This is a genomic window from Cystobacter fuscus, assembly GCF_044360685.1.
In the GTDB taxonomy this organism is placed as follows: domain Bacteria; phylum Myxococcota; class Myxococcia; order Myxococcales; family Myxococcaceae; genus Cystobacter; species Cystobacter fuscus_C.
On sequence record NZ_CP043491.1, the window covers coordinates 2,333,582 to 2,357,487 of the forward strand.

The 23,906-nt window shown below is 68.8% G+C and carries 20 protein-coding genes and 1 riboswitch; of the genes, 11 read left to right on the forward strand and 9 right to left on the reverse strand.

Annotated features, from left to right (window positions below; translation table 11 throughout):
• Positions 1–23 precede the first annotated feature (23 nt).
• Positions 24–899, forward strand: coding sequence for a formyltetrahydrofolate deformylase (purU, locus tag F0U63_RS09665; protein ID WP_395845604.1), 876 nt, complete (start codon positions 24–26; stop codon positions 897–899).
• A gap of 44 nt (positions 900–943) precedes the next feature.
• On the opposite strand, the gene F0U63_RS09670 is transcribed toward purU, so the two are convergent.
• The 3 genes from F0U63_RS09670 to F0U63_RS09680 all read right to left on the reverse strand — a co-directional run bounded on the left by F0U63_RS09670 (position 944) and on the right by F0U63_RS09680 (position 2,615).
• A complete protein-coding gene (locus F0U63_RS09670) occupies positions 944–1,321 on the reverse strand; it encodes a response regulator (protein WP_002630036.1) in 378 nt (125 codons plus the stop codon).
• Positions 1,322–1,414: 93 nt separating this feature from the next.
• On the reverse strand, positions 1,415–2,371 hold the full coding sequence (locus F0U63_RS09675; protein ID WP_395845605.1) for an amidohydrolase family protein: 957 nt from the start codon (positions 2,369–2,371) through the stop codon (positions 1,415–1,417).
• A gap of 13 nt (positions 2,372–2,384) precedes the next feature.
• Complete coding sequence (locus tag F0U63_RS09680; RefSeq protein WP_002630038.1) at positions 2,385–2,615, reverse strand: hypothetical protein; 231 nt, start codon at positions 2,613–2,615, stop codon at positions 2,385–2,387.
• A gap of 307 nt (positions 2,616–2,922) precedes the next feature.
• Between F0U63_RS09680 and F0U63_RS09685 the strand changes: the two genes are divergently transcribed.
• Entirely contained in the window at positions 2,923–3,195 is a 273-nt protein-coding gene (locus tag F0U63_RS09685; RefSeq protein ID WP_395845606.1) for a hypothetical protein, read from the forward strand.
• Here F0U63_RS09685 and F0U63_RS09690 read toward each other — a convergent pair whose 3' ends face one another.
• A complete protein-coding gene (locus F0U63_RS09690) occupies positions 3,196–3,975 on the reverse strand; it encodes a TatD family hydrolase (RefSeq protein ID WP_395845607.1) in 780 nt (259 codons plus the stop codon).
• Positions 3,976–3,995: 20 nt separating this feature from the next.
• Positions 3,996–5,771: a gamma-glutamyltransferase gene (gene ggt, locus F0U63_RS09695; protein WP_395845608.1), complete on the reverse strand. Its 1,776-nt coding sequence runs from the start codon at positions 5,769–5,771 to the stop codon at positions 3,996–3,998.
• 416 nt (positions 5,772–6,187) lie between these two features.
• Here ggt and glmU point away from each other — a divergent pair, with 416 nt between their 5' ends.
• A complete protein-coding gene (gene glmU, locus F0U63_RS09700) occupies positions 6,188–7,624 on the forward strand; it encodes a bifunctional UDP-N-acetylglucosamine diphosphorylase/glucosamine-1-phosphate N-acetyltransferase GlmU (RefSeq protein WP_395845609.1) in 1,437 nt (478 codons plus the stop codon).
• A gap of 109 nt (positions 7,625–7,733) precedes the next feature.
• Positions 7,734–9,569, forward strand: coding sequence for a glutamine--fructose-6-phosphate transaminase (isomerizing) (gene glmS / locus F0U63_RS09705; RefSeq protein WP_395845610.1), 1,836 nt, complete (start codon positions 7,734–7,736; stop codon positions 9,567–9,569).
• Positions 9,570–9,671: 102 nt separating this feature from the next.
• Here glmS and F0U63_RS09710 read toward each other — a convergent pair whose 3' ends face one another.
• On the reverse strand, positions 9,672–10,703 hold the full coding sequence (locus tag F0U63_RS09710) for a ribonucleotide-diphosphate reductase subunit beta (protein ID WP_051256191.1): 1,032 nt from the start codon (positions 10,701–10,703) through the stop codon (positions 9,672–9,674).
• Positions 10,704–10,732: 29 nt separating this feature from the next.
• Positions 10,733–13,123, reverse strand: coding sequence for a ribonucleoside-diphosphate reductase subunit alpha (locus tag F0U63_RS09715; RefSeq protein WP_395845611.1), 2,391 nt, complete (start codon positions 13,121–13,123; stop codon positions 10,733–10,735).
• A gap of 149 nt (positions 13,124–13,272) precedes the next feature.
• A riboswitch (cobalamin riboswitch) is annotated at positions 13,273–13,491 on the reverse strand.
• Positions 13,492–13,621: 130 nt separating this feature from the next.
• Here F0U63_RS09715 and F0U63_RS09720 point away from each other — a divergent pair.
• The 3 genes from F0U63_RS09720 to F0U63_RS09730 all read left to right on the forward strand — a co-directional run bounded on the left by F0U63_RS09720 (position 13,622) and on the right by F0U63_RS09730 (position 17,214).
• On the forward strand, positions 13,622–14,389 hold the full coding sequence (locus F0U63_RS09720; protein WP_395845612.1) for a hypothetical protein: 768 nt from the start codon (positions 13,622–13,624) through the stop codon (positions 14,387–14,389).
• Positions 14,390–14,497: 108 nt separating this feature from the next.
• The gene (gene recA, locus F0U63_RS09725; RefSeq protein ID WP_395845613.1) at positions 14,498–15,592 is read left to right on the forward strand and encodes a recombinase RecA; all 1,095 of its coding nucleotides are present in this window, start codon (positions 14,498–14,500) and stop codon (positions 15,590–15,592) included.
• Positions 15,593–15,843: 251 nt separating this feature from the next.
• Positions 15,844–17,214 carry a hypothetical protein gene (locus F0U63_RS09730; RefSeq protein ID WP_395845614.1) on the forward strand — a complete coding sequence of 457 codons (1,371 nt, stop codon included), beginning with the start codon at positions 15,844–15,846 and terminating at the stop codon, positions 17,212–17,214.
• A 29-nt stretch (positions 17,215–17,243) separates the two neighbouring features.
• Here the strand turns inward: F0U63_RS09730 and F0U63_RS09735 are convergent, their stop codons facing one another.
• The gene (locus tag F0U63_RS09735; protein WP_395845615.1) at positions 17,244–18,497 is read right to left on the reverse strand and encodes a C39 family peptidase; all 1,254 of its coding nucleotides are present in this window, start codon (positions 18,495–18,497) and stop codon (positions 17,244–17,246) included.
• A 43-nt stretch (positions 18,498–18,540) separates the two neighbouring features.
• A complete protein-coding gene (locus F0U63_RS09740) occupies positions 18,541–19,938 on the reverse strand; it encodes a M20/M25/M40 family metallo-hydrolase (RefSeq protein WP_395845616.1) in 1,398 nt (465 codons plus the stop codon).
• Positions 19,939–20,004: 66 nt separating this feature from the next.
• On the opposite strand from F0U63_RS09740, the gene F0U63_RS09745 reads away from it, so the two are divergent.
• From F0U63_RS09745 to F0U63_RS09760, 4 genes are all read left to right on the forward strand, one after another.
• Positions 20,005–21,030, forward strand: coding sequence for a dipeptide epimerase (locus tag F0U63_RS09745; RefSeq protein ID WP_395845617.1), 1,026 nt, complete (start codon positions 20,005–20,007; stop codon positions 21,028–21,030).
• Positions 21,027–22,229, forward strand: coding sequence for a DUF819 domain-containing protein (locus F0U63_RS09750; RefSeq protein ID WP_395845618.1), 1,203 nt, complete (start codon positions 21,027–21,029; stop codon positions 22,227–22,229). Before F0U63_RS09745 ends, F0U63_RS09750 begins: the two co-directional genes overlap by 4 nt.
• Before the next feature lie 129 nt (positions 22,230–22,358).
• Entirely contained in the window at positions 22,359–22,808 is a 450-nt protein-coding gene (locus F0U63_RS09755) for a hypothetical protein (RefSeq protein WP_395845619.1), read from the forward strand.
• 285 nt (positions 22,809–23,093) lie between these two features.
• Complete coding sequence (locus F0U63_RS09760; RefSeq protein WP_395845620.1) at positions 23,094–23,906, forward strand: YdcF family protein; 813 nt, start codon at positions 23,094–23,096, stop codon at positions 23,904–23,906.

The following is a 23,906-nucleotide window of genomic DNA, read 5'->3' on the forward strand; positions in this document are numbered from 1 at the left end:
AACCCCTTGCGATGAGTGCCCCCATGCCTTCCCTCGTGCGTCCGAGCGCGGAGCGCGCCCGGCTCCTGATTTCCTGCGCGGATCGTCCCGGCGTGGTCGCGACGGTGACGCGGTTGCTGTTCGAGCACGGCGCCAACGTGGTCGACTCGGATCAGCACACCGAGCCGGATGATCTGCGCTTCTTCATGCGGCTGGAGTTCGATCTGCCCGGGCTGGCGGAGCGGCTGGGGGCGCTGGAGGAGGCCTTCGCGCCCGTGGCCGAGCGCTTCGGCATGCAGTGGCGGCTCATCCCCGCCGCGCGCGTCAAGCGCATGGCGCTCTTCGTCTCCAAGCAGGACCACTGTCTGCAGGAGCTGTTGTGGCTGTGGAAGAAGGGGGAGCTGAGCGCCGACATCCCGCTGGTGGTGAGCAATCACCCGGACGCGCGCGAGGTGGTGGCCCCCTTCGGCATCCCCCTGCACCACGTGCCCGTGACGGCGGAGACGAAGGCGCGGGCGGAGGCGGCCACGCTGGAGCTGTTGCGCGCGCACCAGGTGGACCTGATCGTGCTCGCCCGCTACATGCAGATCCTCAGCGGGGACTTCATCGCGAGCTTCGGGGGCCCCATCATCAACATCCACCACAGCTTCCTGCCGGCCTTCGTGGGCGCCAACCCCTATGCCCAGGCGCACTCGCGGGGGGTGAAGCTCATCGGCGCCACGGCCCACTACGTGACGGCGGAACTGGACGCCGGGCCCATCATCGAGCAGGACGTGCATCGGGTGGGGCATCGGGACGCGGTGGCGGACCTGGTGCGCATCGGCCGCCGGGTGGAACGCACCGTGCTCGCGCGCGCTGTCTCGTGGCACCTGGAGGACCGGGTGTTGCCGCACGGCAACAAGACCGTCGTCTTCTCCTGAGCCCGCCGCAAGGCGGGGCCCTTCCCTGCATCTTCAGGGCGGCTTCAGTGCATCATCGCCACTTCGGGCGGTCCGATGATGCGCTGCACGGTCATCCTCACCTTGTCGAGGTCCACCGGCTTGGAGATGTAGCCCGCGGCGCCCACGAGCTCGGCCTCCCACTCGAAGCCATAGCCGGAGATGATGATGATGGGCAGGCCGCGCGCCCGGGGCATCTTCTTGAGGGCGTCCAGGAGCCCCCAGCCGCTCATGACGGGCATGCGCAGGTCCAGGAGCACCGCCTGGGGCAGCTCTCCCTCGAAGACATCCAGGGCTTCCCGCCCATTGGCGGCCTGCCCCGTGCGGTAGCCCATTTCCTCAAGGGCATCGCAGATGAGCGTGCGGTGGCTCGCGTCGTCATCGACGACCAAGATGTAGGACATGGAGGCCTCGAAGCGTATCCGGTGACAAAACCGGATTCTATGGGGGGCAAGATGCGAACGGCCCGTCAGTTGCGGAAGGGGTCTGCCCGCTTTTCAACACCCTTCGAAGAGGTGCAAGGCGTTCTGACCGAGGATGCCCGCTTCTACCGCGTCGTCGAGTCCGAGCTCCAGCAACCGCCGGAGTTCGCGATCCCACGCATAGGGCAGATTCGGGAAGTCCGTCCCGTAGAGGATGCGCTCGGGACGGACCTCCAGCAGGCGGCGCGGCGGGGAGGTGGGGAAGTAGCCCGCGAGCGCCATGGTGGTGTCCAGCCAGAGATTGTCGTGGCGCTCGAGCAGCCGCGTGTAGGCGTCGAACTCGTCCGCGCCCAGGTGGGGGATGCACAGGCGCAGGTCCGGATGGTCCTTCAGCACCCGCTCCACGCGCTCGGCCGAGCACAGGGCGTGGACATCGCACGCGTAGTGGGGACTGGAGGGCTCGCGGCCCGCGTGCATCACCAGGGGCTTTTTGGCCCGGGCGCAGGCCGCGTACACCTCGTGCAGGGCGGGCGCGTCCGGGGCGAAGCACTGCACGTGGCAGTGCAACTTCACCCCCTTGAGCCCGGCGGCGAAGGCCTCGGCGAGGATGTCCGCCGCGCCCGCCTCCCCGGGGAGCACGGTGGCCAGCCCCAGCACGCGTGGCTCGGCGCGGACCACCTCGGCCATGTAGGTGTTGAGGAAGCGCGCCATGCCCGGCTTGTGGGCGTAGTGCAGCGCCACCACCCGGTGCACGCCCCGCGACAGCAGGAAGGAGAGCACCTGGGGGGTGTGCAGCTTGTAGCGGATGGGCCAGCCGTACTGGTCGAACCAGCGCCAGATGGCCTCGAACACCCGATCCGGGAAGAGGTGGACGTGGGCATCCACCACGGGCGGCAGTCCCTCGGGCAGCCGAGGCCCCTCCTCATCCTCCAGGGCGGGCAGTGGCGGCACCCGGGTCTCTCCGGGCGCCAGCCATCCCGCGGCGCCCAGGCAGGCGGGAAGCTGTTCGGAGGGGTCCTCGGAGGGGTCCATGGGTGGAGCGCGGCTACTGCTTCTTGGGCGCCTGCTCGTCCTCGGGTGTGTCCAGGCGCCGCAAGAGGGTGTTCTGCGCGTAGCCGGCACGCTCCAGGCGCTGGGTCTCGATGACATCCGCGACCTTGGTGCATACCTGTCCGAGCACACGCAGCGACTCGGCCAGGACCTTCTCCACCTGGTCCTGTGCGTCCGCCCGCTTGATGACGGTCCGCTCTCGGCGGAACAACGAGGGCAACTTCATCCCAGGTAATCTAAGGGATGACCCGTTCGGGGGCCACTGTCGCTCACTTCCCGCCGTCGCTCTCTTCCACCAGATTGGAGGGCGGCCGGGCGGGTCGATCAACAGATTGACAGCCCGGCAAATTTACAAAGTGTGCGACGCCCGGCGGTTACCGGGGCGGCTCCGAGGGAAAGAGTTTTCTATAGGACCCTGGAGAGGGCCTTTCACGAATTTTCAAAGGGGGGGATGGCGCGCGGAAAATTTGTGACTACAGTGATTCCACTCACGTGCCGGCATCGTGTCGGACGGTCGAAAGGGGGACTGCGCAATGGCTTATGACGGCGAATTGGTGAAGATGGCGAACGGCCGCTGGGCGCGGTTCCAGCGCTGCCAGGTGTACCGCCCGGGCGTCGATGACGCGGGCGAGACGATGATGTTGATCGCAGTGGAGTTGGATGAGCGCTACCAGCGCTTGTTGGATGAGGCAGCGGACTCACTGGCGGATTACCGGCAGAGAGGCATCGTGGTGCAGGCGACGCTGGATGATGGAGCCCAGCGCCTGACCCTGCAGACGGAGTTGCAGTCGAGTGCGGTGAATTAGTCAGCGGGGCTGGTAGAAGCGCGCGGCGTTTTCATGGGCCACGCGCTTCACCACCCTCTCGGACAGCTTCGCCTTGGTCAGCAGGTTGGCCACGCGCGCCAGTCCGAGGATGTCCCCGGCGCCATCGCCGGCATCGGAGTTGAGCACCAGCCGTTCGCTGCCCAACCGGCGCACCAGCGCCACGGCACGCTCGGCCCGGAGCGCCTCCGGATGGAGCGTCAATCCCGCCCAATGCCCACACCCGAGGATGTTGCGCACGGTGCGGCCGTTGGCGTGATCCACGAGCACGCGCGAGGGCAGCACGCCGGAGTCGCGCACGAGGGTGAGGATGCGCCGGGTGTGGCGCTCCTTGTCGAGCACGGGCGTGTGCACCACCACCTTGAGCTTGAGCTGGCGCGCGAGCGCGAGCTGCTCGATGAAGGCCTCCTCCTCCTCGATGCCACCCGAGTGCAGGCCCGTCTCGCCCAGGGCCACGACGCGGCCGCCCCGGAAGTAGTCGGGCAGGTGGGAGAGCACCTCGGACAGGCCCCGGCGGGGGATGCAGCGCGGGTGGACGCCCAGCACCGCCCAGGCGCGGATGCCCAGCCGCTCCAGGCGCGGCAGTTGCTTCAGCACCAGATCGTCGAAGTGCTTGCGCAGCGCCTTGGACGTGGGCTCGGGCAGGTGGTGGGCCACGACGATCGCCCGCTCCACCCCGAAATAGCGCATGGACTCGAGGTCCTGATCGCTCAGGGACTCGGGGTGGAGGTGTGCGTCGAAGAGTTCGGGCAGTTCGGGCACGGTGGCGCGCGTCCTCTCGGTCAGTCCTGGCCCAGGGCGACGCCTTCGTTGCGCGGGTCGCTCGCCGCGCTGCGCAGGTTCGTCCGGGGATCGCTGTAGACGGCCTCCGCGTCGCCCCAGGCCGGCAGCCGGCGCAGCTTGTGGCCCTTGGCCTCCAGGGCCTTGAGCGTGGCCGCCTCCAGGCCCCACTGGTCCACCCACAGCTCGTCCGGCAGGTACTGGTGGTGCACGCGTCCCTCGCCCACCGCGCGCGTCACGTCCATGCCCTGGTCCACGACGTTGGAGATGACCTGGATGACGGTGGTGGGGATGGTGGAGCCGCCGGGGCTGCCCACCGCGAGCATCACCTTCTTCGGATCCTCCTTGGAGAAGACGAGCGTGGGGGACATGGAGGACAGGGGCACCTTGCCCGGGGCGATGGAGTTGGCCTCGTAGCCCACGAGCCCATAGGCGTTGGGCACCCCGGGCCGCGCGGAGAAGTCGTCCATCTGATCATTGAGCAGGATGCCCGTGCCCTTGGCCACCACGCACGAGCCGAAGCCGTAGTTCACCGTGGTGGTGAGCGCCACGGCGTTGCCGTCCTTGTCGATGACGGACAGGTGCGTGGTGTTCTTCTTCTCCGAGGACGTGGCCGGATCATACCAGCCGGCATCCGGCTTCTTGAGCGTGGAGTCGCCCGCGGCCTCTCCGGGAGCCAGGAGCGAGGCGCTGGGCGTGGCCTTCTTCGGATCGATGCTGCCGGCCAGGTCCGCGAGGTAGCCGGACGAGGTGAGGCGCTCCAGGGGGATCTGCACCATGGCGGGATCTCCCAGGTACTTCGTGCGGTCCACGTACGCGCGCCGCAGTGTCTCGGCGTACAGGTGGATCTCCTCCGGGTCGCGGAAGGCGAGCCCCTGGGGCCGCAGCTTCTCCAGCACGCCGAGCGTCTGCACCACCGCGACTCCGCCCGCGCTCGGCGGCGGCATGGTGAGCAGCCGGTGGCCGCGGTAGCTGCCCTCCATGGGCGCGTGGGTGCGCGTCTTGTAGGCCTTCAGGTCCTCGCGGGTGATGAGGCCGCCTCCGGCCTTCACCGTGTCCACCACCGCCTGGCCGAGCGCGCCCGTGTAGAAGGGCGCCGGGCCGCTCTTGGCGAGCGTGGTGAGCGTGCGGGCCAGGTCCGGCTGGCGCAGCGGGTGCCCGATGGGCGGCGCCTCCAGCGCGCCCTCGGCGTTCTTCACGAGGAAGATGCGCGAGGCCTCCGGATCCTGCCCCAGGCAGTCGCGCCGCATCTTCGCGATGGCGTTGTACTTGGGCGACACCCAGAAGCCCTCGCGCGCCGCCTCGATGGCCGGCTGCAACACCACCGAGCGCGACAGCTTGCCGTGCTTCTCGAGCAGCTCGAGATAGCCCGCCACCGCCCCGGGCACGGCCACGCTCAGCACGCCGTCCGTGGACAGCCCCGGCACCACCTTGCCGTCCTTGACGTACATGTCCCGGGTGGCGGCCTGGGGTGCCACCTCGCGGAAGTCCAAGGCGCGCGTCTCGCCCGTCTTCGCGTCATGCACCAGCGCGAAGCCGCCCCCGCCCAGCCCCGAGTAATAGGGCACCACCACCGCCAGGGTGAAGGCCGCCGCCACCGCCGCGTCCACCGCGTTGCCGCCCTTGTTGAGCATCTTCAGCGCGGCCTCGCTCGCCATCGGGTGGGCCGTCGCCACCGCGCCCCCCCGGTACTGCCGCGTCGCCCCCACCGGGCCCGCCGCGAGGAACACTCCCAGTGCCAGCGCCCAGCTCTTCCGGTGAGTCCTGATCTTTCCCATCCGCACGTGCCACGTCTCCATAAAAGGCCTGCAACTCGTTCTTCCCCGCTCCGGGGGTTCTGGAGTATCCCGGCCGCTGGCCGGACCGACCACAACGCATTTCATTTCGAAGTGTCCGGCGGACGCCACCCACGATGGACCACGGATGGACGGGACCTGGCGGGCCCGGCATCTTGCGCGGGACGTCGCCATGGCGCCGGGGAACCATGAACGCCGATCCGAACCCAGTCAATCCAACGATGCCACCGCCACCGGATGTGTCCGTGACGACGCTCTTCTTGAAGCCCGTCTATGGCATCACCGTGAGTCGCAACACCCTGTCCGTGTCCGTCAGGGCGCATCTGGAGGACGCTCGCGGGCCCCGTTCCGCGGCTCGTGGTTGACGTGCCCCCCAGCCATCCCTAGTTATCGCCGACATGACAACTCCTCTGGCGGCGGTGGTGCTGTGCGCGGGCAAGGGCACGCGGATGCGCTCGGAGAAGGCCAAGGTCCTTCACCCCATTCTCGGCAAGCCCCTGTGTTTCTATCCCCTGATGCGTGCGCTGGAACTGGGCGCCTCGCCCGTGGTGCCCGTGGTGGGCCACCAGGCGAGCGAGGTGGAGCGCTCCGTGCGCGACCTCTTCGCCGCCGCGCCCCTGCGCTTCGCGCTCCAGAAGGAGCAGCGGGGCACGGCCGACGCGGTGCGCTCGGCCGAGGAGGCGCTCAAGGACTTCAAGGGCCGCGTGCTCATCCTCTACGGGGACGTGCCGCTCGTGCGCCGCGAGACGCTCGCCGCGCTCGTCACCGCGCATGAGCAGGGCGGGGGCGTGCTCTCGCTCATGTTCGCCCATCTGGAGGATCCCACCGGCTACGGGCGCGTCATCCGCGAGGGCGGCCTGGTCAAGCGCATCGTCGAGCACAAGGACTGCTCCCCCGAGGAGCGCCTGGTGCGCGAGTGCAACGTCGGCATCTACCTCGTCGACTCGTCCTTCCTCTGGGCGGCGCTCGCCAACATCAAGAGCACCAACGCCCAGGGCGAGTTCTACCTCACGGACCTGGTGGAGATGGCCGCCTCGCAGGGGCCGGTGCCCGCCATCGAGGCGGACTTCAACGAGACGGCCGGGGTGAACGACCGCGTGGAGCTGGCCGCGCGCGCCAAGGATCTGCAGCTGCGCATCAACACCTGGCACATGCGCAACGGCGTCTCCCTGGCCGACCCCGCCACCACCTACATCGAGGAGGGCGTGACGATCGGCCCGGACACCGAGATCGCTCCGGGAGTCAGCCTGTCGGGCGCCACCGTGGTGGGCCGCCAGGTCACCATCGGCCAGGGCTGCGTGCTGCACGCCTCCTCGGTCGCTGACGGAACGACCCTGAAGCCCTACACGGTGCTGGAGGAGGCCCGCGTCGGCGAGCGGTGTATCCTGGGGCCCTTCTCGCGGCTGCGGCCCGGGACGGAGCTCGCCGAGGAAGTGCATCTGGGGAATTTCGTGGAGACGAAGAAGGCCCGCCTCGGCCGGGGCACCAAGGCCAACCATCTGGCCTACCTGGGCGACGCGAAGATCGGCTCCGGGGTGAACATCGGCGCCGGCACCATCACCTGCAACTATGACGGAGTGAACAAACACGTCACCGAACTCGGGGACGGAGTGTTCATTGGCTCCGACTCCCAGCTCGTCGCCCCGGTCAAGGTCGGCGACGGTGCCTATGTCGGTGCGGGCACCACGGTGACGAAAGATGTGCCCTCCGGGAGCCTCGCTGTGTCCCGGTCGCCGCAGGTGAACAAGGAAGGGTGGGTCGAGCGCAACAAGGCTCGGCTCAAGAAGTCCGCGGAATCAGGCCCGGCCAAGTCGGACAAGGTGTCGGCGGGGTAGTGGCGTGGGTCTTGCTTGTCGTCAGGGCGACAGAGGTCGCCCGATGTAGGTGGGTTTGCTCCCCGGGGTGAAGCTCGGGGACCATGGGCGTGAGAGAGGACAGAACAATATGTGCGGAATCGTCGGGTACGTTGGTGACAAGCAGTCGGCTCCCATCCTGGTCTCCGGGCTGAAGAAGCTCGAGTACCGGGGCTATGACTCGGCGGGCGTGGCGGTGATCAACCGCAACGTCCTCAACGTGGTGCGCGCCACGGGCAAGCTGAAGAACCTGGAGAGCCGTGTCCAGACGGACCTGCCGCAAGGCACGGTGGGCATCGGCCATACGCGCTGGGCCACGCACGGCCGGCCGTCCGACGAGAACGCGCACCCGCACACCTATGGCGGCGTGGCGGTGGTGCACAACGGCATCATCGAGAACCACCTGGCGCTCAAGGAGGAGCTGCGCGCCAAGGGCCACGTGTTCGCCTCGGAGACGGACTCCGAGGTGTTCGCCCACCTCATCTCCGACGAGCTCAAGAGCGGGCTGGACCTGCCCGCGGCGGTGCGCGCGGCCATCTCCCACGTCAAGGGCACCTACGCCCTGGCGGTGGTGACGGAGAGCGACCCCAACCGCATCGTGTGCACCAAGGAGTCCTCGCCCATGGTGCTGGGCCTGGGCCAGGGCCAGAACTTCGTGGCGAGCGACGTGCCCGCGCTGCTCGAGCACACGCGGGACTTCATCTACATGGAGGAGGGGGACCTCGCCATCCTCACCGCGGGCGGCGTGGAGATCTTCAACCGCTCCAACCAGAAGGTGAACCGCGTCACGCGGCGCATCGACTGGACGCCGATGATGGCGGAGAAGGGCGGCCACAAGCACTTCATGCACAAGGAAATCCACGAGCAGCCTCGCGCCGTGGCGGACACCCTGCGCGGCCGCATGATGCTGTCCGAGGGCGACGTGCACTTCGAGGGCTGGACGATGAGCCCGGAGAAGGTCAAGGCGCTCACGAAGATCACCATCCTCGCGTGCGGCACCTCGTGGCACTCGGGCATCGCGGGCAAGGCGATGATCGAGACCCTGGCGCGCATCCCCGTGGAGGTGGAGCTGGCGAGCGAGTTCCGCTACCGCGACCCCATCGTCGAGTCCTCGCACCTGGCCATTGCCATCAGCCAGTCGGGTGAGACGGCGGACACGCTGGCGGCCTTCAAGGAGGCCAAGGCGCGCGGCGCTTCCACGCTCGCGCTGTGCAACGTCATCGGCAGCGCCATGACGCGCGAGGCCGAGGTCACCGTGCTCACCAACGCGGGCCCGGAGATCGGCGTGGCCTCCACCAAGGCCTTCACCACGCAGCTCGTGGGCCTGTACCTGCTGGCGGTGAAGCTCGGCCGCATGCGCGGCACGCTCTCCGTCAAGGCGGCCCAGGAGCACCTCACCTCGCTCACCGAGATTCCGAAGATGATCGAGGACGTGCTCAAGTGCGAGCCCGCCGTGAAGCGCGTGGCGCGTGACTTCATGAACGCCCAGGACTTCCTCTTCCTCGGCCGCGGCCCCATGCACCCGGTGGCGCTCGAGGGCGCGCTCAAGCTCAAGGAGATTTCGTACATCCACGCCGAGGGCTACGCCGGCGGAGAGATGAAGCACGGCCCCATCGCGCTCATCGACGAGAAGATGCCCGTGGTGGTGATCGCTCCCAAGCAGCCGCACGTGGCCTACGAGAAGATCATCGGCAACATCGAGGAGGTGCGCGCGCGCGGCGGCAAGGTCATCGCCGTCATCGACGAGGACGACACGCACGCCTCCACGCTCGCCGACCACGTCATCCGCATCCCCGCCGCCACCGCGCTGCTCGCGCCCGTGGTGGCCACCATTCCCTTGCAGCTGCTCGCCTACCACGTGGCGGAGATGCGCGGGAACGACGTGGACCAGCCGCGCAACCTCGCCAAGAGCGTGACGGTGGAGTAGTCCGCCGCCGGCCCCTCCCTCGCGAGGGGCCGTGAACGCACGACGCCCGGGTCCCTCGTTCAGGGTCCCGGGCGTCGTCATGTCCGGCGCTCGCCGCCCAGCTCAGAACGCGGCGTCGAAGGTCACTTCTCCGACGACGCCCACCTGGTAGGCGGACACGCGGCGCTCGAAGAAGTTGGCCAGCTCCTGCACGTCCTGCAGGTCCATGAAGCCGAACGGGTTCTTCGCCCCGTAGCGCTTGGGCAGCTCCAGCATCCCCAGGCGCTGATCCGCCACGTACTCGAGGTACTGGCGCATCTCGTTCACCGACAGCCCCGCCACGCCGCCGCCCAGGAGGTCCTCGGCGAAGCGCAGCTCGCACGCCACCGCCTCCTCCATCATGGTCACCACGTCGCGCTCCATCTGCGCGTCGAAGAGGCCGGGCTCCTCGCGGCGCACGCACTTGACCACCTCGAAGGCGAACGCCATGTGGGCGCTCTCGTCGCGGAACACCCAGTTGGTGCCCCCGGCCAGGCCGTGCAAGAGCCCGCGCGAGCGCAGGAAGTACACGTAGGCGAAGGCCGCGAAGAAGAAGAGCCCCTCGATGCAGGCCGCGAAGCAGATGAGGTTGAGCAGGAAGGCGCGGCGCTGCTCGCGCGTCTCCAGCCGGTCCAACTGGTGCACCGAGTCCATCCACTTGAAGCAGAAGGCGGCCTTCTCTTGGATGCTCGGGATGTTGTCGATGGCGGCGAAGGCCTTGGCGCGCTCGGCGGGGTCCGGCACGTACGTGTCGAGCAGCGTGAGGTAGAACTGCACGTGCAGTGCCTCCTCGTAGAGCTGGCGGGACAGGTACATGCGCGCCTCGGGCGCGTTCACGTGCTTGTACAGGTTGAGCACGAGGTTGTTGGACACGATGGAGTCGCCCGTGGCGAAGAAGGCCACCAGGCGCTGGATGAGGTGGCGGTCCGCGGCCGACATCTTCGAGCGCAAGTCACCCACGTCCGTGGAGAAGTCCACCTCCTCCACCGTCCAGGTGTTCTTGATGGCGTTGCGGTACATCTCGAAGAACGCCGGGTACTGCATGGGGCGCAGGGTGAGGTTGAGCCCCGGGTCGAGCAGGCGCCCGCCCGTCTTGGGAGTCGCGTTGGAGGGCATGGGGGTCTCGAGCGGCTTGGCGGCGGCGGTCACTGGCAGGCCTCGCAGGCTTCGGGGTTTTCCAGGGAGCAGGCGATGGCCTGCGCTTCGGTGGGCTTCTCCTCGCGGGGCGCCTCGACGGTGGCCTTGGCGATGCGCGTGGCGGGGCGCGAGCGCAGGTAGTACGTCGTCTTCAGCCCCTTCTTCCAGGCGTACATGTACATGGAGCTGAGCTGCCCGATGTTGGGCGACTCCATGAAGAGGTTGAGCGACTGGCTCTGGTCGATGAAGGCGCCGCGGTCGGCCGCCATGTCGATGAGCGAGCGCATGGGCAGCTCCCACGCGGTGCGGTAGATGGCGCGCACCTCGGCGGGGATGTCCGAAATCCCCTGGATGGAGCCCTCCGCGAGCTTGATGCGCGTGCGCATCTCCTCGTTCCACTTGCCGAGCTGCTTGAGCTCCTCGACGAGGTAGCGGTTGACCTGGAGGAAGTCCCCCGAGAGCGTCTCGCGCTTGAAGAGGTTGGACACCTGGGGCTCGATGCACTCGTAGCAGCCCGCGATGGAGGCGATGGTCGCCGTGGGGGCAATGGCGATGAGCAGCGAGTTGCGCAGGCCCGTCTGCTTCACCCGCGTGCGCAGCGCGTCCCAGCGCGCGGTGTCCTCGGGCGTCACGCCCCAGGCGTCGAACTGGAGCTCGCCCTGGGCGGCGCGCGTCTCGGGGAAGGAGGGGTGGGCGCCGTGCTCGGCCGCGAGCTCCGCGGACGCCGAGAGGGCGTGGAAGTAGATCTCCTCGGACACCTTGCGCGAGAGCGTGCGCGCCTCGGGGGCGTCGAAGGGCAGGCGCATCTGGAAGAAGACGTCCTGCAGGCCCATGATGCCCAGGCCCACCGGGCGCCAGCGCCGGTTGGAGCTCTCCGCGGTGGCGATGGGGTAGTAGTTCAGGTCGATGACCCGGTCGAGCTGCCGCACCGCCGTGCGCACCGTCTGGGCGAGCTTCTCCCAGTCGAACGTCACCTTGCCCGCAGCGTCCGTGGACGTGTGCCGCGCGAGGTTGATGGAGCCGAGGTTGCAGACGGCCGTCTCGTCCTTGCTCGTCACCTCGAGGATTTCCGTGCACAGGTTGGACAGGTGCACGACGCGGCCCGGGCGCGCCGTCTGGTTGCACGCGCGGTTGCTCTTGTCCTTGAACGTCATCCAGCCGTTACCCGTCTGGGCGAGCGTGCGCATCATGCGCGCGTACACCTCGCGCGCCTTGATGCTCTTGACGGCGAGCCCCTTGACCTCCGCCTCGAGGTAGGCGCGCTCGAAGTCCTCGCCGTACAGGTCGGTGAGGTGGGGCACCACCTTGGGATCGAAGAGCGACCAGGAGCCGTCCGCCTCGACGCGCTTCATGAACAGGTCGGGCACCCAGTTGGCCAGGTTCAGGTTGTGCGTGCGCCGGGCCTCGTCGCCCGTGTTGTCGCGCAGCTCGAGGAACTCCTCCAGGTCCGCGTGCCACGTCTCCAGGTACACGCACGCCGCGCCCTTGCGCTTGCCGCCCTGGTTCACCGCCGCCACGGACGCATCCAGCGTCTTGAGCCACGGGACGATGCCGTTGCTGTGCCCGTTGGTGCTGGTGATGAGCGAGCCGCGCGAGCGGATGCGGTGGTAGGCCAGCCCGATGCCGCCCGAGAACTTCGAGAGCATGGCCACGTCGGTGTAGCGCTGGTAGATGCTGCCCAGCTCGTCCTCGGGCGAGTCGAGCAGGAAGCACGAGGAGAGCTGCTCGTGCCGGGTGCCGGAGTTGAAGAGGGTGGGGGAGCTGGGCACGTACTCCAGCAGCGAGAAGCGCCGGTAGAGCTCCAGGGCCTCGGGCACCGTCTCCCCGAGCGCCACCGCGATGCGCATGAAGAAGTGCTGGGGCGTCTCCAGCACCGCGCGCGTGGTGGGGTGCTTGAGCAGGTAGCGGTCGTACACGGTGCGCAGGCCGAAGTACTCGAAGAGGCGGTTGCGCGTGGGATCGATGGAGTCGTTGAGCTTGCGCGCGTTGGCGGCGACGAGCTGGGCGACGCGCTCGTTGACGAGCCCCAGCCGGTGGGCCGCGGCGATGGACTGCGAGAAGGAATGGACCTCCTGGCCCGACAGCTCCTTGTCGATGTAGGTCGCGAGCAGCCGCGCGGCGAGCTTCGCGTACTCGGGCTCCTCGAGCGTGAGCGAGGCCGCCGTCTGGATGGAGAGCTGATCCAGCTCCTGCGTCGAGGCACCATCATAGAGACCGGCGATCGTCTTGGTGGCCACGCGGATGGCGTCCACCTGGCGCAGGCCATCACAGCTGCGGCTGATGGCGCGGACGATTTTGTTCAGATCCGCGGCCTCGAGTGTCCCGTTGCGCTTGCGCACCCGCATGGTGGTGGCGGTCGGTTGCGGGTTGGGGGGCGAGACGGGGATGGTGTCCAACATGTTGCGGCTCCTCCTACACGACCGTGGCGGCTGGAGCACGGTGGGGCGGGGACGCAACGGGAGCCCGCACGCGACGAGTGGCGCTCGTGGCGTGTTGGACCGCGCGCCTCCCCCGAGGTGCTCCAGGTCGAAACCGCCCCTGGATGTCTCTCCAGGGAACGGGTGCTGGCAGGTATTCGGGCTCGCGAGCGTCCCGGCGTCTTCTCCGGGGTACCACTGCCTACTGCCGTCCCCTTCCCAGCCCGAGAGCCAGTGGTGTGGACGGGTTCGTTCTCGCTGACCGCTGCGGGGCAGCTCCGGACTTCCACCGGATTCCCTTATGAAGCCCGGGTGACGCGCGTCCGGGCACCAGCGACGAGCCACACCTTAAGGGGGGACTTGTAGGAGTCAAAGAAGCGGCGCGCGGTGACAGGGCGGTGTCGTCTGCCCGACGGCGGCCCTCGCTCCCGGGGGCAACGGGTCCGCTCCCATGAGGTGCGATCATTAAATGGATGAGTGATGAGCGGGCCTCTTCCTCCTTCTTCCTTCACCGGCCCGCGGGTCCGGGACGCCGTGCGGCGGGAGCCGGAGGTGCCGTCGCTGGCCCCCTGGGAGCCGCTCCCCGATTCCCTCCGGGCGCCCCTGCCGGAGGCGACGCGGCGGGAGGTGTCGCGCCTCGTGGATGCGGCCCGGAACGCCACGGGGGACGAGCGGGAGGTGCTGGCCGGTCAGTTGGGCGCCCAACTGGAGGCGCTGGGGGAGGGGGGCGGCTCGCGGGAGGTGGCGGATCTGCTCCTGCACCTGTTGGAGAGCGGCCAGTTGGAGGGGCTGGTGGAGCGCGGGGGCCGGACGTGCCGGAGCGCGGCCGTCGAGTCCCTGACGCGGCTGGGCTTTCCCTACGCCCTGGAGGTCCGTCCCGAGGATCTGGATCATCTCCGGGCGTGGACCCGGCGGCGGCGCGGCCCGGCGCTGCCCTCCGGCGTGGTGCCGGTGGGGGCGTTGGGGGTGGGCTTCGTCGGGCAGTGGTGGGCCCTGCCCCCGGAGGTGGCTTCCGAGGTGGGGGGGCTGGGGCCGTTCCTGGTGGTGCTCATGGGCCTGGCGCTGATGGGGCTGATGATGGCCCTGTTGGCCCCTGAACGTTCTCCCTCCAGGCGGGCGGGCCTGTTCGTGCTGCTCCTGCTCTCCCTCGTCGAGGTGTTTTTGGGGGGGCCCGCTGGTTATCACGGAGCGGCGAGTGGCCTGGGCGGGCTGGTGGCCTGCCTGCTGCTCGTGCGGACACGACGCTGAACGTTCTGGGTCATGTCAGACGGATGGACTAGGGTTTTCCCATCGCGTACTAAACGTGAGTTCAGGTGAGCCGGGGTGGCTCGCCGCATACGCAAGGAGCAAGACGAAATGGCCGTGAATCCGGAGAAGGAGAAGGCGATCGAGTTGGCGATGTCCGCGGTGGAGCGCCAGTTCGGTAAGGGGTCCATCATGCGGCTCGGCAACGAGGAGCCGCTGGTGAGGGATGTTCAGGCCATTTCGACGGGAAGCGTCTCGCTCGACATCGCCTTGGGCGTCGGAGGCGTGCCCAAGGGCCGTATCGTGGAGATCTACGGGCCGGAGTCCTCGGGTAAGACGACGTTGTGCCTCCATGTGGTGGCCGAGGCGCAGAAGCGCGGCGGCGTGGCGGGCTACATCGACGCCGAGCACGCCATGGACATCGGCTACGCGCGCAAGCTGGGCGTGCGCACGGATGACCTGCTGCTGAGCCAGCCGGACACCGGCGAGCAGGCGCTGGAGATCGCCGAGATGCTGGTGCGCTCGGGCGCCATCGACGTGCTGGTGGTGGACTCGGTGGCCGCGCTCGTGCCGAAGGCGGAACTCGAGGGTGAGATGGGCGATGCGCACATGGGCGTGCAGGCGCGCCTCATGAGCCAGGCGCTGCGCAAGCTCACGGGCACCATCAGCAAGAGCCAGACGTGCGTCATCTTCATCAATCAGATCCGCATGAAGATTGGCGTGATGTTCGGCAACCCCGAGACGACGACGGGCGGCAACGCGCTGAAGTTCTACGCGTCGCAGCGCCTGGACATCCGCCGCGTGGGCGCCATCAAGAATGGCGAGAACGTGGTGGGCAGCCGCACCCGCGTGAAGGTGGTGAAGAACAAGGTGGCGCCTCCCTTCAAGGAGGTCGAGTTCGACATCATGTACGGCACGGGCATCTCGAGGGAGGGCGACCTCATCGACCTGGCGTCGACGGACAACATCATCGAGAAGAGCGGCAGCTGGTTCTCCTTCAAGGGAGAGCGCATCGGCCAGGGCCGCGAGAACGCCAAGGACTACCTGCGTGACCACCCCGAGGTCATGAAGGAAGTGGAGCGGCAGGTGTACGAGAAGTACGGCATCGGCAAGCCGGCCGTGGCGGCGGTGCCGCCTTCAACGGATGGCGAGCCCGCGGCCGAGGGCCACACCGAGAAGCGCCAGCGCGTGAAGGCCGTGAAGTAGTCCACGCCTTCGTGGCCTGAAGTGCCTGAAGTCCCAGGGGCCGTCTCCCTTCACCGGGAGGCGGCCCCTTCGCTTTTTGGCCCTGGAGCCGTCTGGCGGGCCCCTGGCCTGGGTGGCGAGGGGCGCCTCGGTCCGACACTCCGGGGGAGGGCGTGGTGGTTCTCTGTGGACAACGGTGGGCCTTCCGCCGGAAGGTCGCTGTCCCCGACCGCGGGCCGCGCCGCGGTGAGGTACTGGAGACAAGGAGCCGCATGATGCGTCGCATCGAGACCGCCCTGTTCGCCGCCGTCTGTGCCGTGGTTTTCGTGGCCTGTTCCGCGTGTGGAGGGAAGGACAATCCCAACGGCCCCGTCAGCAAGACGAGCCAGTTCTTCCTGCCCACGGGCGAGCCCCGCAACACGGGGGATCCGCACATCCAGGCGGATGCGCAGGGCAACTTCCACATCGTCTACCCGGCCTACTCCCGGGGCGATGCCTACTACGCCTTCTGCCCGTCCAATTGCAGCTCGGTCGAGCAGGCCAAGGCGGTGCTCCTGGAGACGCAGGGCACGGTGGACAACGCCCGGGTGGCGGTCGGTCCGGACGGCAAGCCGCAAGTGCTGCTCAGCACCCACGAGCGCGTCTACTACGCCACGTGCTCGGGCGACTGCACCCAGCGCGCCTCGTGGACGGTGACGCCCATCCTCGAGCACGGCGGTGAGCGCGAGGTCTCCGGAGACGCCTTCGCCGTCACGCCCCAGGGCAAGCCGCGCTTCATCATGCACAGCTACCGCAGCATTGGCATCGGGGCGCCCACTCCCGCGACCTTCTATGTGCAGTGTGACAACAACTGCCAGAATCCGGGGAGCTGGACTCAGGGGCAGATCTCCTCGCGCAACTGGCAGATGAACTCGCTGCGCTTCACCCCCTCGGGCCAGCCGCGTCTGGTCAAGGCGGAGCTCGTCGATGGCGGCAATCACCTGAGCTATTACTACGAGTGCGACACGGATTGCGCGTCGGCCGGCAACTGGAAGGGCACGGCCCTCTACAAGGCGTTCTACGGCTTCTCCGAGGCGGTCCGCATGTACCCGGCCATGTCGCTGCGGCTCACGAGCCAGGGCAAGCCGCGCCTGGCGCTGATGGGCGATGACGGCAGCGGCCGCAACCTGCTCTACCTGGAGTGCGACACGAACTGCACCTCCGAGGAGGGCTGGTTCGCGCAGATCCTCCTGCCGTCCAACGAAGGGGGCGCGCAGCTCAAGGCAGGGCTCGAACTCGCGCTCGACAGCAAGGATCAACCGCGCATCGCCTACGCGGCGGCCTACAACATCGTGATCGCCCACTGTGACGCCAACTGCACCGACGAGACGAAGTCGAAGTGGAACCTGGCCAAGGTGGAGTTCGCCGCGGACATGGAGAAGGACAAGATCATCCCCTATCCCGACTGCAACATCGCCGGGGGCTGGTTCCTGCACAGTCCGTCGATCGCGCTGGGCAAGGAGGGCCTGCCCCGGGTGGCGTACCGCGCGCAGGACATCAGCGGTGGTGGCTCGAACCCTGGCCCCGGGGAGATCAAGTGCACGGCGGGCGCAGACATGACGTTCGCCCGCTTCGCCCAGATCGACGAGCTGCGCGCGCCGTGAGCACAAGGCCTGGAGCCGCGCTGTGCGGCTCAGGGCACGAAGGTGAGCGCGCCCGCGGGGAGCTGTGTTCCCGCGGGCCACAGCAGGTAGGCCGAGCGGCGTGAGTGATCCCACACCCGCAGCAATTCCTCGCGGCGGTACGTCACGCTCACCGTGTCGTCGCTGGGGAAGGCCGGGTCGTTGCAGACGACGTCGCCCTGGGGCGAGAAGCCCTTCACCACGAGCAGGTGCCCATCCGAGCGGGGAACGGGCGAGCCGGTCAGCTCGCCAGGCTCGTAGGCGACGCTGATGCTCACGGGGATGCCCTGGGCGATGAGCCGCTCCACCTGGGTGAAGGAGTCGAAGCGCGCCACCATGCCGTGGAGCGCTCCGCCCGCCAGCGCCGAGGCATAGGCGGTGTTGAAGGGCCAGTTGCCCGCGCCCGCGAAGACCGGATCATAGACGGAGGAGGCCGCCACGGGCACGCTCACCTGGAGCGCGTCCTGGCCGAGCCGGTGGCTCCAGTACGCGAGCAGCATGGAGAGCGAGGTGGGGGAGCACCAGGCGCCGCCATGGGGTGGGTAGAGCATCTGCGAGCGGCCGGGCACCTCGAGCACCGTGCCCCAGGCCTGCTGGTCCGAGCGCTCCTCGGGCGCGGTGCGGCCCGTGTCGGTCACCGCCGCCGCGAGCGCGCGCACGCGGGGGCTCGTGCCGGGTTGGGTGGAGAAGAGCCACACCGTCATCCGCAGCCCGTCCGCCTTCTGCTTGAGCACGAGGGTGTCGATGAGCACCTTGCCTCGCGCGTCCTCCTGGCGCTCCACGCTGTGGCGCGTCACGGTGCCCGGCTCGAGCGCCCAGACGCCGAAGTCGTAGTCCTTCGTCCACTCGCCCTCCACGCGCGCCGCGAGCGTCAGCCGCACCCAGGTGCCCGGCGGGGTGTGCACGTCGAACGAGGGCACCACGTTGTCGAAGCCACCCGGGACGGGTTGCACCTCGGAGCGGGCCCGGCCCACGAGGAGCGCGCCCTCGGGCAGGGGACTGTCCGTGCCGGGCAGGGCGTGGCCCGGGAAGGGATCCGCGGGCGCGGGGCCGGAGGCGTCCAGCTCGAGCTGGCCCTCGGAGGTGAGCCGGGTGCCCTCGCGGGTGAAGCGCTCGAAGTCGCCCGCCTGGGCGCTCTTCCTCCAGATTCTCGCCACGGGGGGGGTCTCCTCGGGGGATGGCCGGGTCTGCCAGCTACACGCCGTCAGCGCCGCCGTCAGGAGGACCAGGGGCGCGCGGACAGGGGCGTTGGGGGGAGTCGTCATGAGGTCCTCTCGGGGGTGAAGCGGAAGGGGAGGGCGCTGGGGCTCACTTCACCAGCTCGGACAGGAGCCGGTGGACGAAGTCGGCGCCGGGCTGGAGCGAGGCCACGGGGATGCGCTCGTTGGGGGCGTGGGCCGTGCGCGCATCCTCCGGCGTGAGGGCGAAGGGATCGATGCCGTAGGCGTGAATGCCCGCGCGGCGCAGGGCGGTGGACTCGGTGGTGCCGGTGGACATGCGGGGGAAGACGGGCGCGCCGGGCCAGACCTTCGCGGCGGCGGCGCGGGCGGCCCGGAACATCGCGTTGTCGCCCACGGGCGAGGCGGGAGAGTCCAGGGGCCGCGCGTTCCATTCCACCTGGATGTCCGGGTCTCCCATCGCCGCGACGAGCCGCGCGCGGACCTGCTCGGGGTTGTCATCCGGGAGCAGCCGGCAGTTGAGGGTGGCCTCGGCGGTGGCGGGGATGACGTTGGGGCGGGTGCCCGCGGTGAAGACGGTGGGCACGCAGGTGGTGCGCAGCACGGCGGCCAGGGCGGGCTCGAGCCGCGCGAGCGTGTCCACCGCGTCCTGGGGCGGAGCCTCCGGAGCGGCGGCGAGCCGCTTCAGGGCCTCGCCCGTCTCGCCGTCCGTCACCTTCAACCGGCCCTCGATGTTCAGCCGGGTCACGGGGGTGAGCCGGGTGGGGAAGGTGACCGCGCCGACACGGGCCACCGCCGCCGCCAGCCGCACCAGGGGCGAGGGGGTGGCCGGAGGCACCGAGGAATGTCCGCCGGGGCCGGTGGCCCGGAGCACCATGTGGCGCGAGACGCGCTCGGCGGCCTGGAGGTTGACGAAGCGCACCCGGCGGCGGTCCTCGCTCAACTCCGTGAGCCCGCCTTCATTGAGGGCGAACTCCGCCTCGCGCAGCTCGGGGCGGTGCTCCAGCAGCCAGTCGATGCCGGCCTGGGAACCCACCTCCTCGTCCGCGCTGAGCACGAGCACCACGTCGCGTGAGCGCTTCGCTCCCTCCCGTGCGAGCCGCCGCAACGCGAGGATGCTGGCCGCGGCCATGCCCTTGTTGTCCTGCACGCCGCGCCCATACAGGAAGCCGTCGCGCTCGGTGAGCGTCCAGGGATCGGACGTCCACTCGTCGCGCCGCGCGGGCACCGTGTCGAGGTGGGCGAGCACGAGCAGGGGCCTCGCGGCGCCGGAGCCCTCGAGCCGGACGATGAGGTGGGCACGTCCGGGAGTGGCCTCGACGAGCTCGGAGGAGATGCCGGCTTCGCGCAGCCACCGCGCGGCCACCTGGGCGGCGGCGGCCTCGTTGCCGGGAGGGTTGGAGGTGTCCACGGCGATGAGCTCGGCAAGCAAGGTGCGCATCTCTCCCTTCGCCGGGGGCGGGGCGCTGGCGGCGAGTCCTCGGCCGGGCGCGAGCAGGAAGGCGAGGGCCAACAGGAGGGGGCGCATGCGTGGGGAGTCTAGGGGAGTCGCTCAGGGCTGTGCTAATGCGGCTCCTTCCCCTGGGTTCTCCGCATGCCACTCTCCCTGGATGTCCGAGTCCTCGAGCTTCCCCTGCGCCACGCCTGGACGATCGCGCGGGGGACGAGCACCTTCAAACGCAACGTCATCGTCGAGCTGCGCGCGGACGGGGTGGTGGGCCGGGGCGAAGCGGCACCGAACGTGCGCTACGGGGAGTCCGCCGACACGGTGACGGAGGCGCTCGGACGGCTCGCTCCAGTGCTCGAGGGGGACCCGTGGCACTTCCGGGTCCTCTCCGAGCGCCTCGACGAGGCCCTCCCGGGAAACCATGCCGCCAAGGCGGCGTTGGACATGGCGCTGCATGACCTGGCGGGCAAGCGGCTGGGGGCTCCGCTCTATCGGATGTTGGGGCTGGATCCGGCGCGCATGCCGATCACCTCCTTCTCCATTGGCATCGACGATGCCCAGACGCTGGCGCGCAAGGTGCGCGAGGCGGAGCCCTATCCGGTGCTCAAGGTGAAGCTGGGCGCTCAGTCGGTGCGCGAGACCTTCGGCGCGGTGCGGGACGCCACGTCCAAGGTGGTGCGGGTGGACGCCAACGAGGCGTGGGGCGCCGAGGAAGCGCTGCGTCACATCGAGTGGCTGGCGGAGCGGGGAGTGGAGTTGGTGGAGCAGCCCCTGCTGGCGGCGGATGTCGAGGGCGCGAAGTGGCTGCGCGAGCGCTCGCCGCTGCCGCTGGTGGCGGACGAGGCGTTGATGAAGGCCTCGGACGTGCCGCGGCTGGCCGAGGGCTACCACGGCATCAATGTGAAGCTTCAGAAGTGCGGGGGGATCCGCGAGGCGTTGCGCATCATCGAGACGGCGCGCGCCTGCGGACTGAAGGTGATGGTGGGGTGCATGGTGGAGACGTCGGTGGGCATCGCGGCGGCGGCGCACCTGGGGCCGCTGGCGGACTGGTTGGATTTGGACGGCAACCTGCTGCTGGCGGCGGACCCCTTCCAGGGGCACCCGGTGGTGGACGGGCGCATCCGGCTGGGGGACGGGCCCGGGCTCGGCGTGGAACCTCAATCCCAGCCATGAGCGGACCGCTCATCCAGGAGCCCATGGCGGTGCTCACGGTGCTGCTGGCCGTGTTGGCGCTGCTGCTCTTCGTCGAGCGGCACCCGGTGCTCGGGCGCTTCTTCAAGGCCGTGCCCCTGCTGGTGCTCGTCTATTTCATTCCCACGCTGCTCTCGAACACGGGAGTCATTCCCACGCAGTCGGCGCTGTATGGCTTCGTGTCGGCGTACCTGCTGCCCGCGAGCCTGGTGCTCCAGGTGTTGTCGATGGACCTGGGAGCCATTGCCCGGCTGGGGCGCAACGCGGTGGTGCCCTTCCTGGCGGGGACGGCGGGCATCATGCTCGGGGGGCCGAGCGCCTATCTGCTGCTGGGGCGGTGGATGCCGGCGGAGCTGGGAGAGCAGGCGTGGAAGGGATTGGCGGCGCTGAGTGGCTCGTGGATTGGGGGGAGCGCGAACTTCGTGGCCATCGGGCGGAGCATCGGGGCGCACGAGGACACGTTGAGCATGATGGTGGTGGTGGACGTGGGGGTGTCGAACCTGTGGACGGCGGTGCTGCTGTGGTTCGCGGGCCAGGAATTGAAGATGGACGCGCGGATGGGCGCGGACCGCAAGGCGCTCGATGAGGTGCGCGAGCAGGTGGCGCGCTTCCAGGCCTCGGTGGCGCGGCCCGCGACGCTGTCGGACCTGGTGTGGATGCTCACCCTGGGGCTCGGGACGACGGTGGTGTGCACGGAGGTGGCGCGGCACCTGCCGGACGTGGGCACCTTCATCACGGGCTTCACGTGGGTGGTGTTGTTGGTGACGACGGTGGGGGCGGCGATGTCTTTCACCCGCTTGCGAGAGTTGGAGGGGGCGGGGGCGAGCCGGGTAGGGGGGTTGTTCCTCTACGTGCTGGTGATGACCATCGGGGCCAAGGCGGACTTCCGGCGGTTGTTGGACGCGCCGGCGATGGTGGCGGTGGGGCTGGTGTGGATGGCGATCCACGCGGGTTTCATCCTGGCGGCGCGGCGGTGGCTGCGCGCGCCCATCTTCTTCGCGGCGGTGGGCTCGCAGGCGAACGTGGGGGGCGCGGCCTCGGCATCCGTGGTGGCGGCGGCCTTCCACCCCGCGCTGGCGCCCGTGGGCGTCATGCTGGCGGTGGCGGGCTACGTGCTGGGCACCTACGGTGGGCTCGTGTGCGCGGTGATGCTGGAGCAGGTGTATAATTGGCTACACTGAATTCATCGGGTCGACGTCGAATGCTATGAACATCACGTGTGGTGCAAGCGACGTCATCATTCAAGGTGCGACGCGAACGACCAGAGCGCGCCTCGGCCACATTCCTCGTTCAATTCGAGTCAGGGTGAAATGAGCGCCATTCAACTCGTATTCTCGGGCTGGAAGGACGATCCGCGCTCGGTGGATCTCGTTCATCTTCTTCGTCGTGAACTCAAGCTATCGCTTGGTGTTTCCAAGCGGATCGTGGATTCTATTGTTGCTCGGCCAGTGGAGGTGGTCGAGGTCTCCAATGAAATGGTCGCGAAACGGGTGCGCGAACTCGGTGCAGGTGTCGGACTATATGCCGCTGTGAAGGGACCGAAGATCTATTTCACTGGCCTGAGACCCAACGCGAGTCGGGAATCTCTGGTTCACTTGCTCTCGGAGGATGGTGGACTCGCGGTGGATGAGGCAGGCCGCTTGGTTGACCGGATGGTTCGCTTGGGTGAAACAGCAGTGGAGAGCGATGATCAGGAGTGTGCCCTTAGATGTTGTGAGGGGGCCGAGCTGCTAGATTTTGTCTGTACTCTCACCGCATAGGGGCCAGCGTCAAAGGAACCCCGGAAAGCTGGCACGAAGAGCACCTCGTCGCCGCGCCGCACCAGCACGTCAGTGCTATGGCGTCAGCCCCAGTTGCTGCATGTACGCCTGGTTGTCCCAGAACAAGCAATATGTCGACGTTGCACTCGCGCGACTAGCTGGCTCCAGCGCTCTTCACTGTTGCTCGATTGGAACGCCCGCCGATGCCACTCCGGCCCTGGCCTGCCGATGTTTCCCCTACTAAAAAGGCGCTTCACCGGAAGGACCCCGGAGCAGGAGCCTCGCATGACGACTCAGGGAAACATTGGCGCGGTGCACATGCTGAATCGGATCGCCACGTTCCTGGCCCGCCGTGACCTCGGAGCGCTGACGGCAGCCGCTCTGCGCTCGAGCGCGGGAATCGAGCGGGCGGACCTGCTCCTCTTGTTGGGAAGCAGCCTGCCTCGAACCGCCGAGTGGGCCGCCGCCGCCTTCGCCTCGGGGATCGCCGAACGCTTCATGATCGCTGGCGGTATCGGTCACTCGACCGCGATGTTGAGGGAGGCGGTCCGCGAGGAGCCGCGGTACTCGGACATCGAGCTGGAGGGCAGGAGCGAAGCGGAAATCATGGCCCACATCGCCGCCCGCTCCGCGGGACTGGCGCCGCGCGACATCCTCCTGGAAACCGTGTCGACCAACTGCGGGGACAACGCGATCCAGTCCAGACGTGTCTTGAAGCAGCTCGGGCTGTCGCCACGCACCGTCATCCTGGTGCAGGACCCGACCATGCAGCTCAGGACCCACGCGTCCTTCGACCTGTACTGGAACGCCGAGGCGGAAGGAATCCAGCTCATCAGCCAGGCGCCCTTCGTTCCCCAGCTCGTCGTGCGCGACGGCGCGTTCGCCATCGAGCCGGGGACCGATGCCGGGCCCATCTGGAGCGTGGAGCGCTTCATCTCGCTCCTCCTGGGGGAAATTCCGCGGCTCCACGATGATGAAGCGGGCTATGGCCCTCGCGGGAAGGGCTTCATTGCCCACGTGGACGTGCCCGAGGACATCCTCAAGGCCTACCGCCAGCTCCTCCCGGAGTTCGGCGCCCTGGTGCGCAAGCCCGGCTAA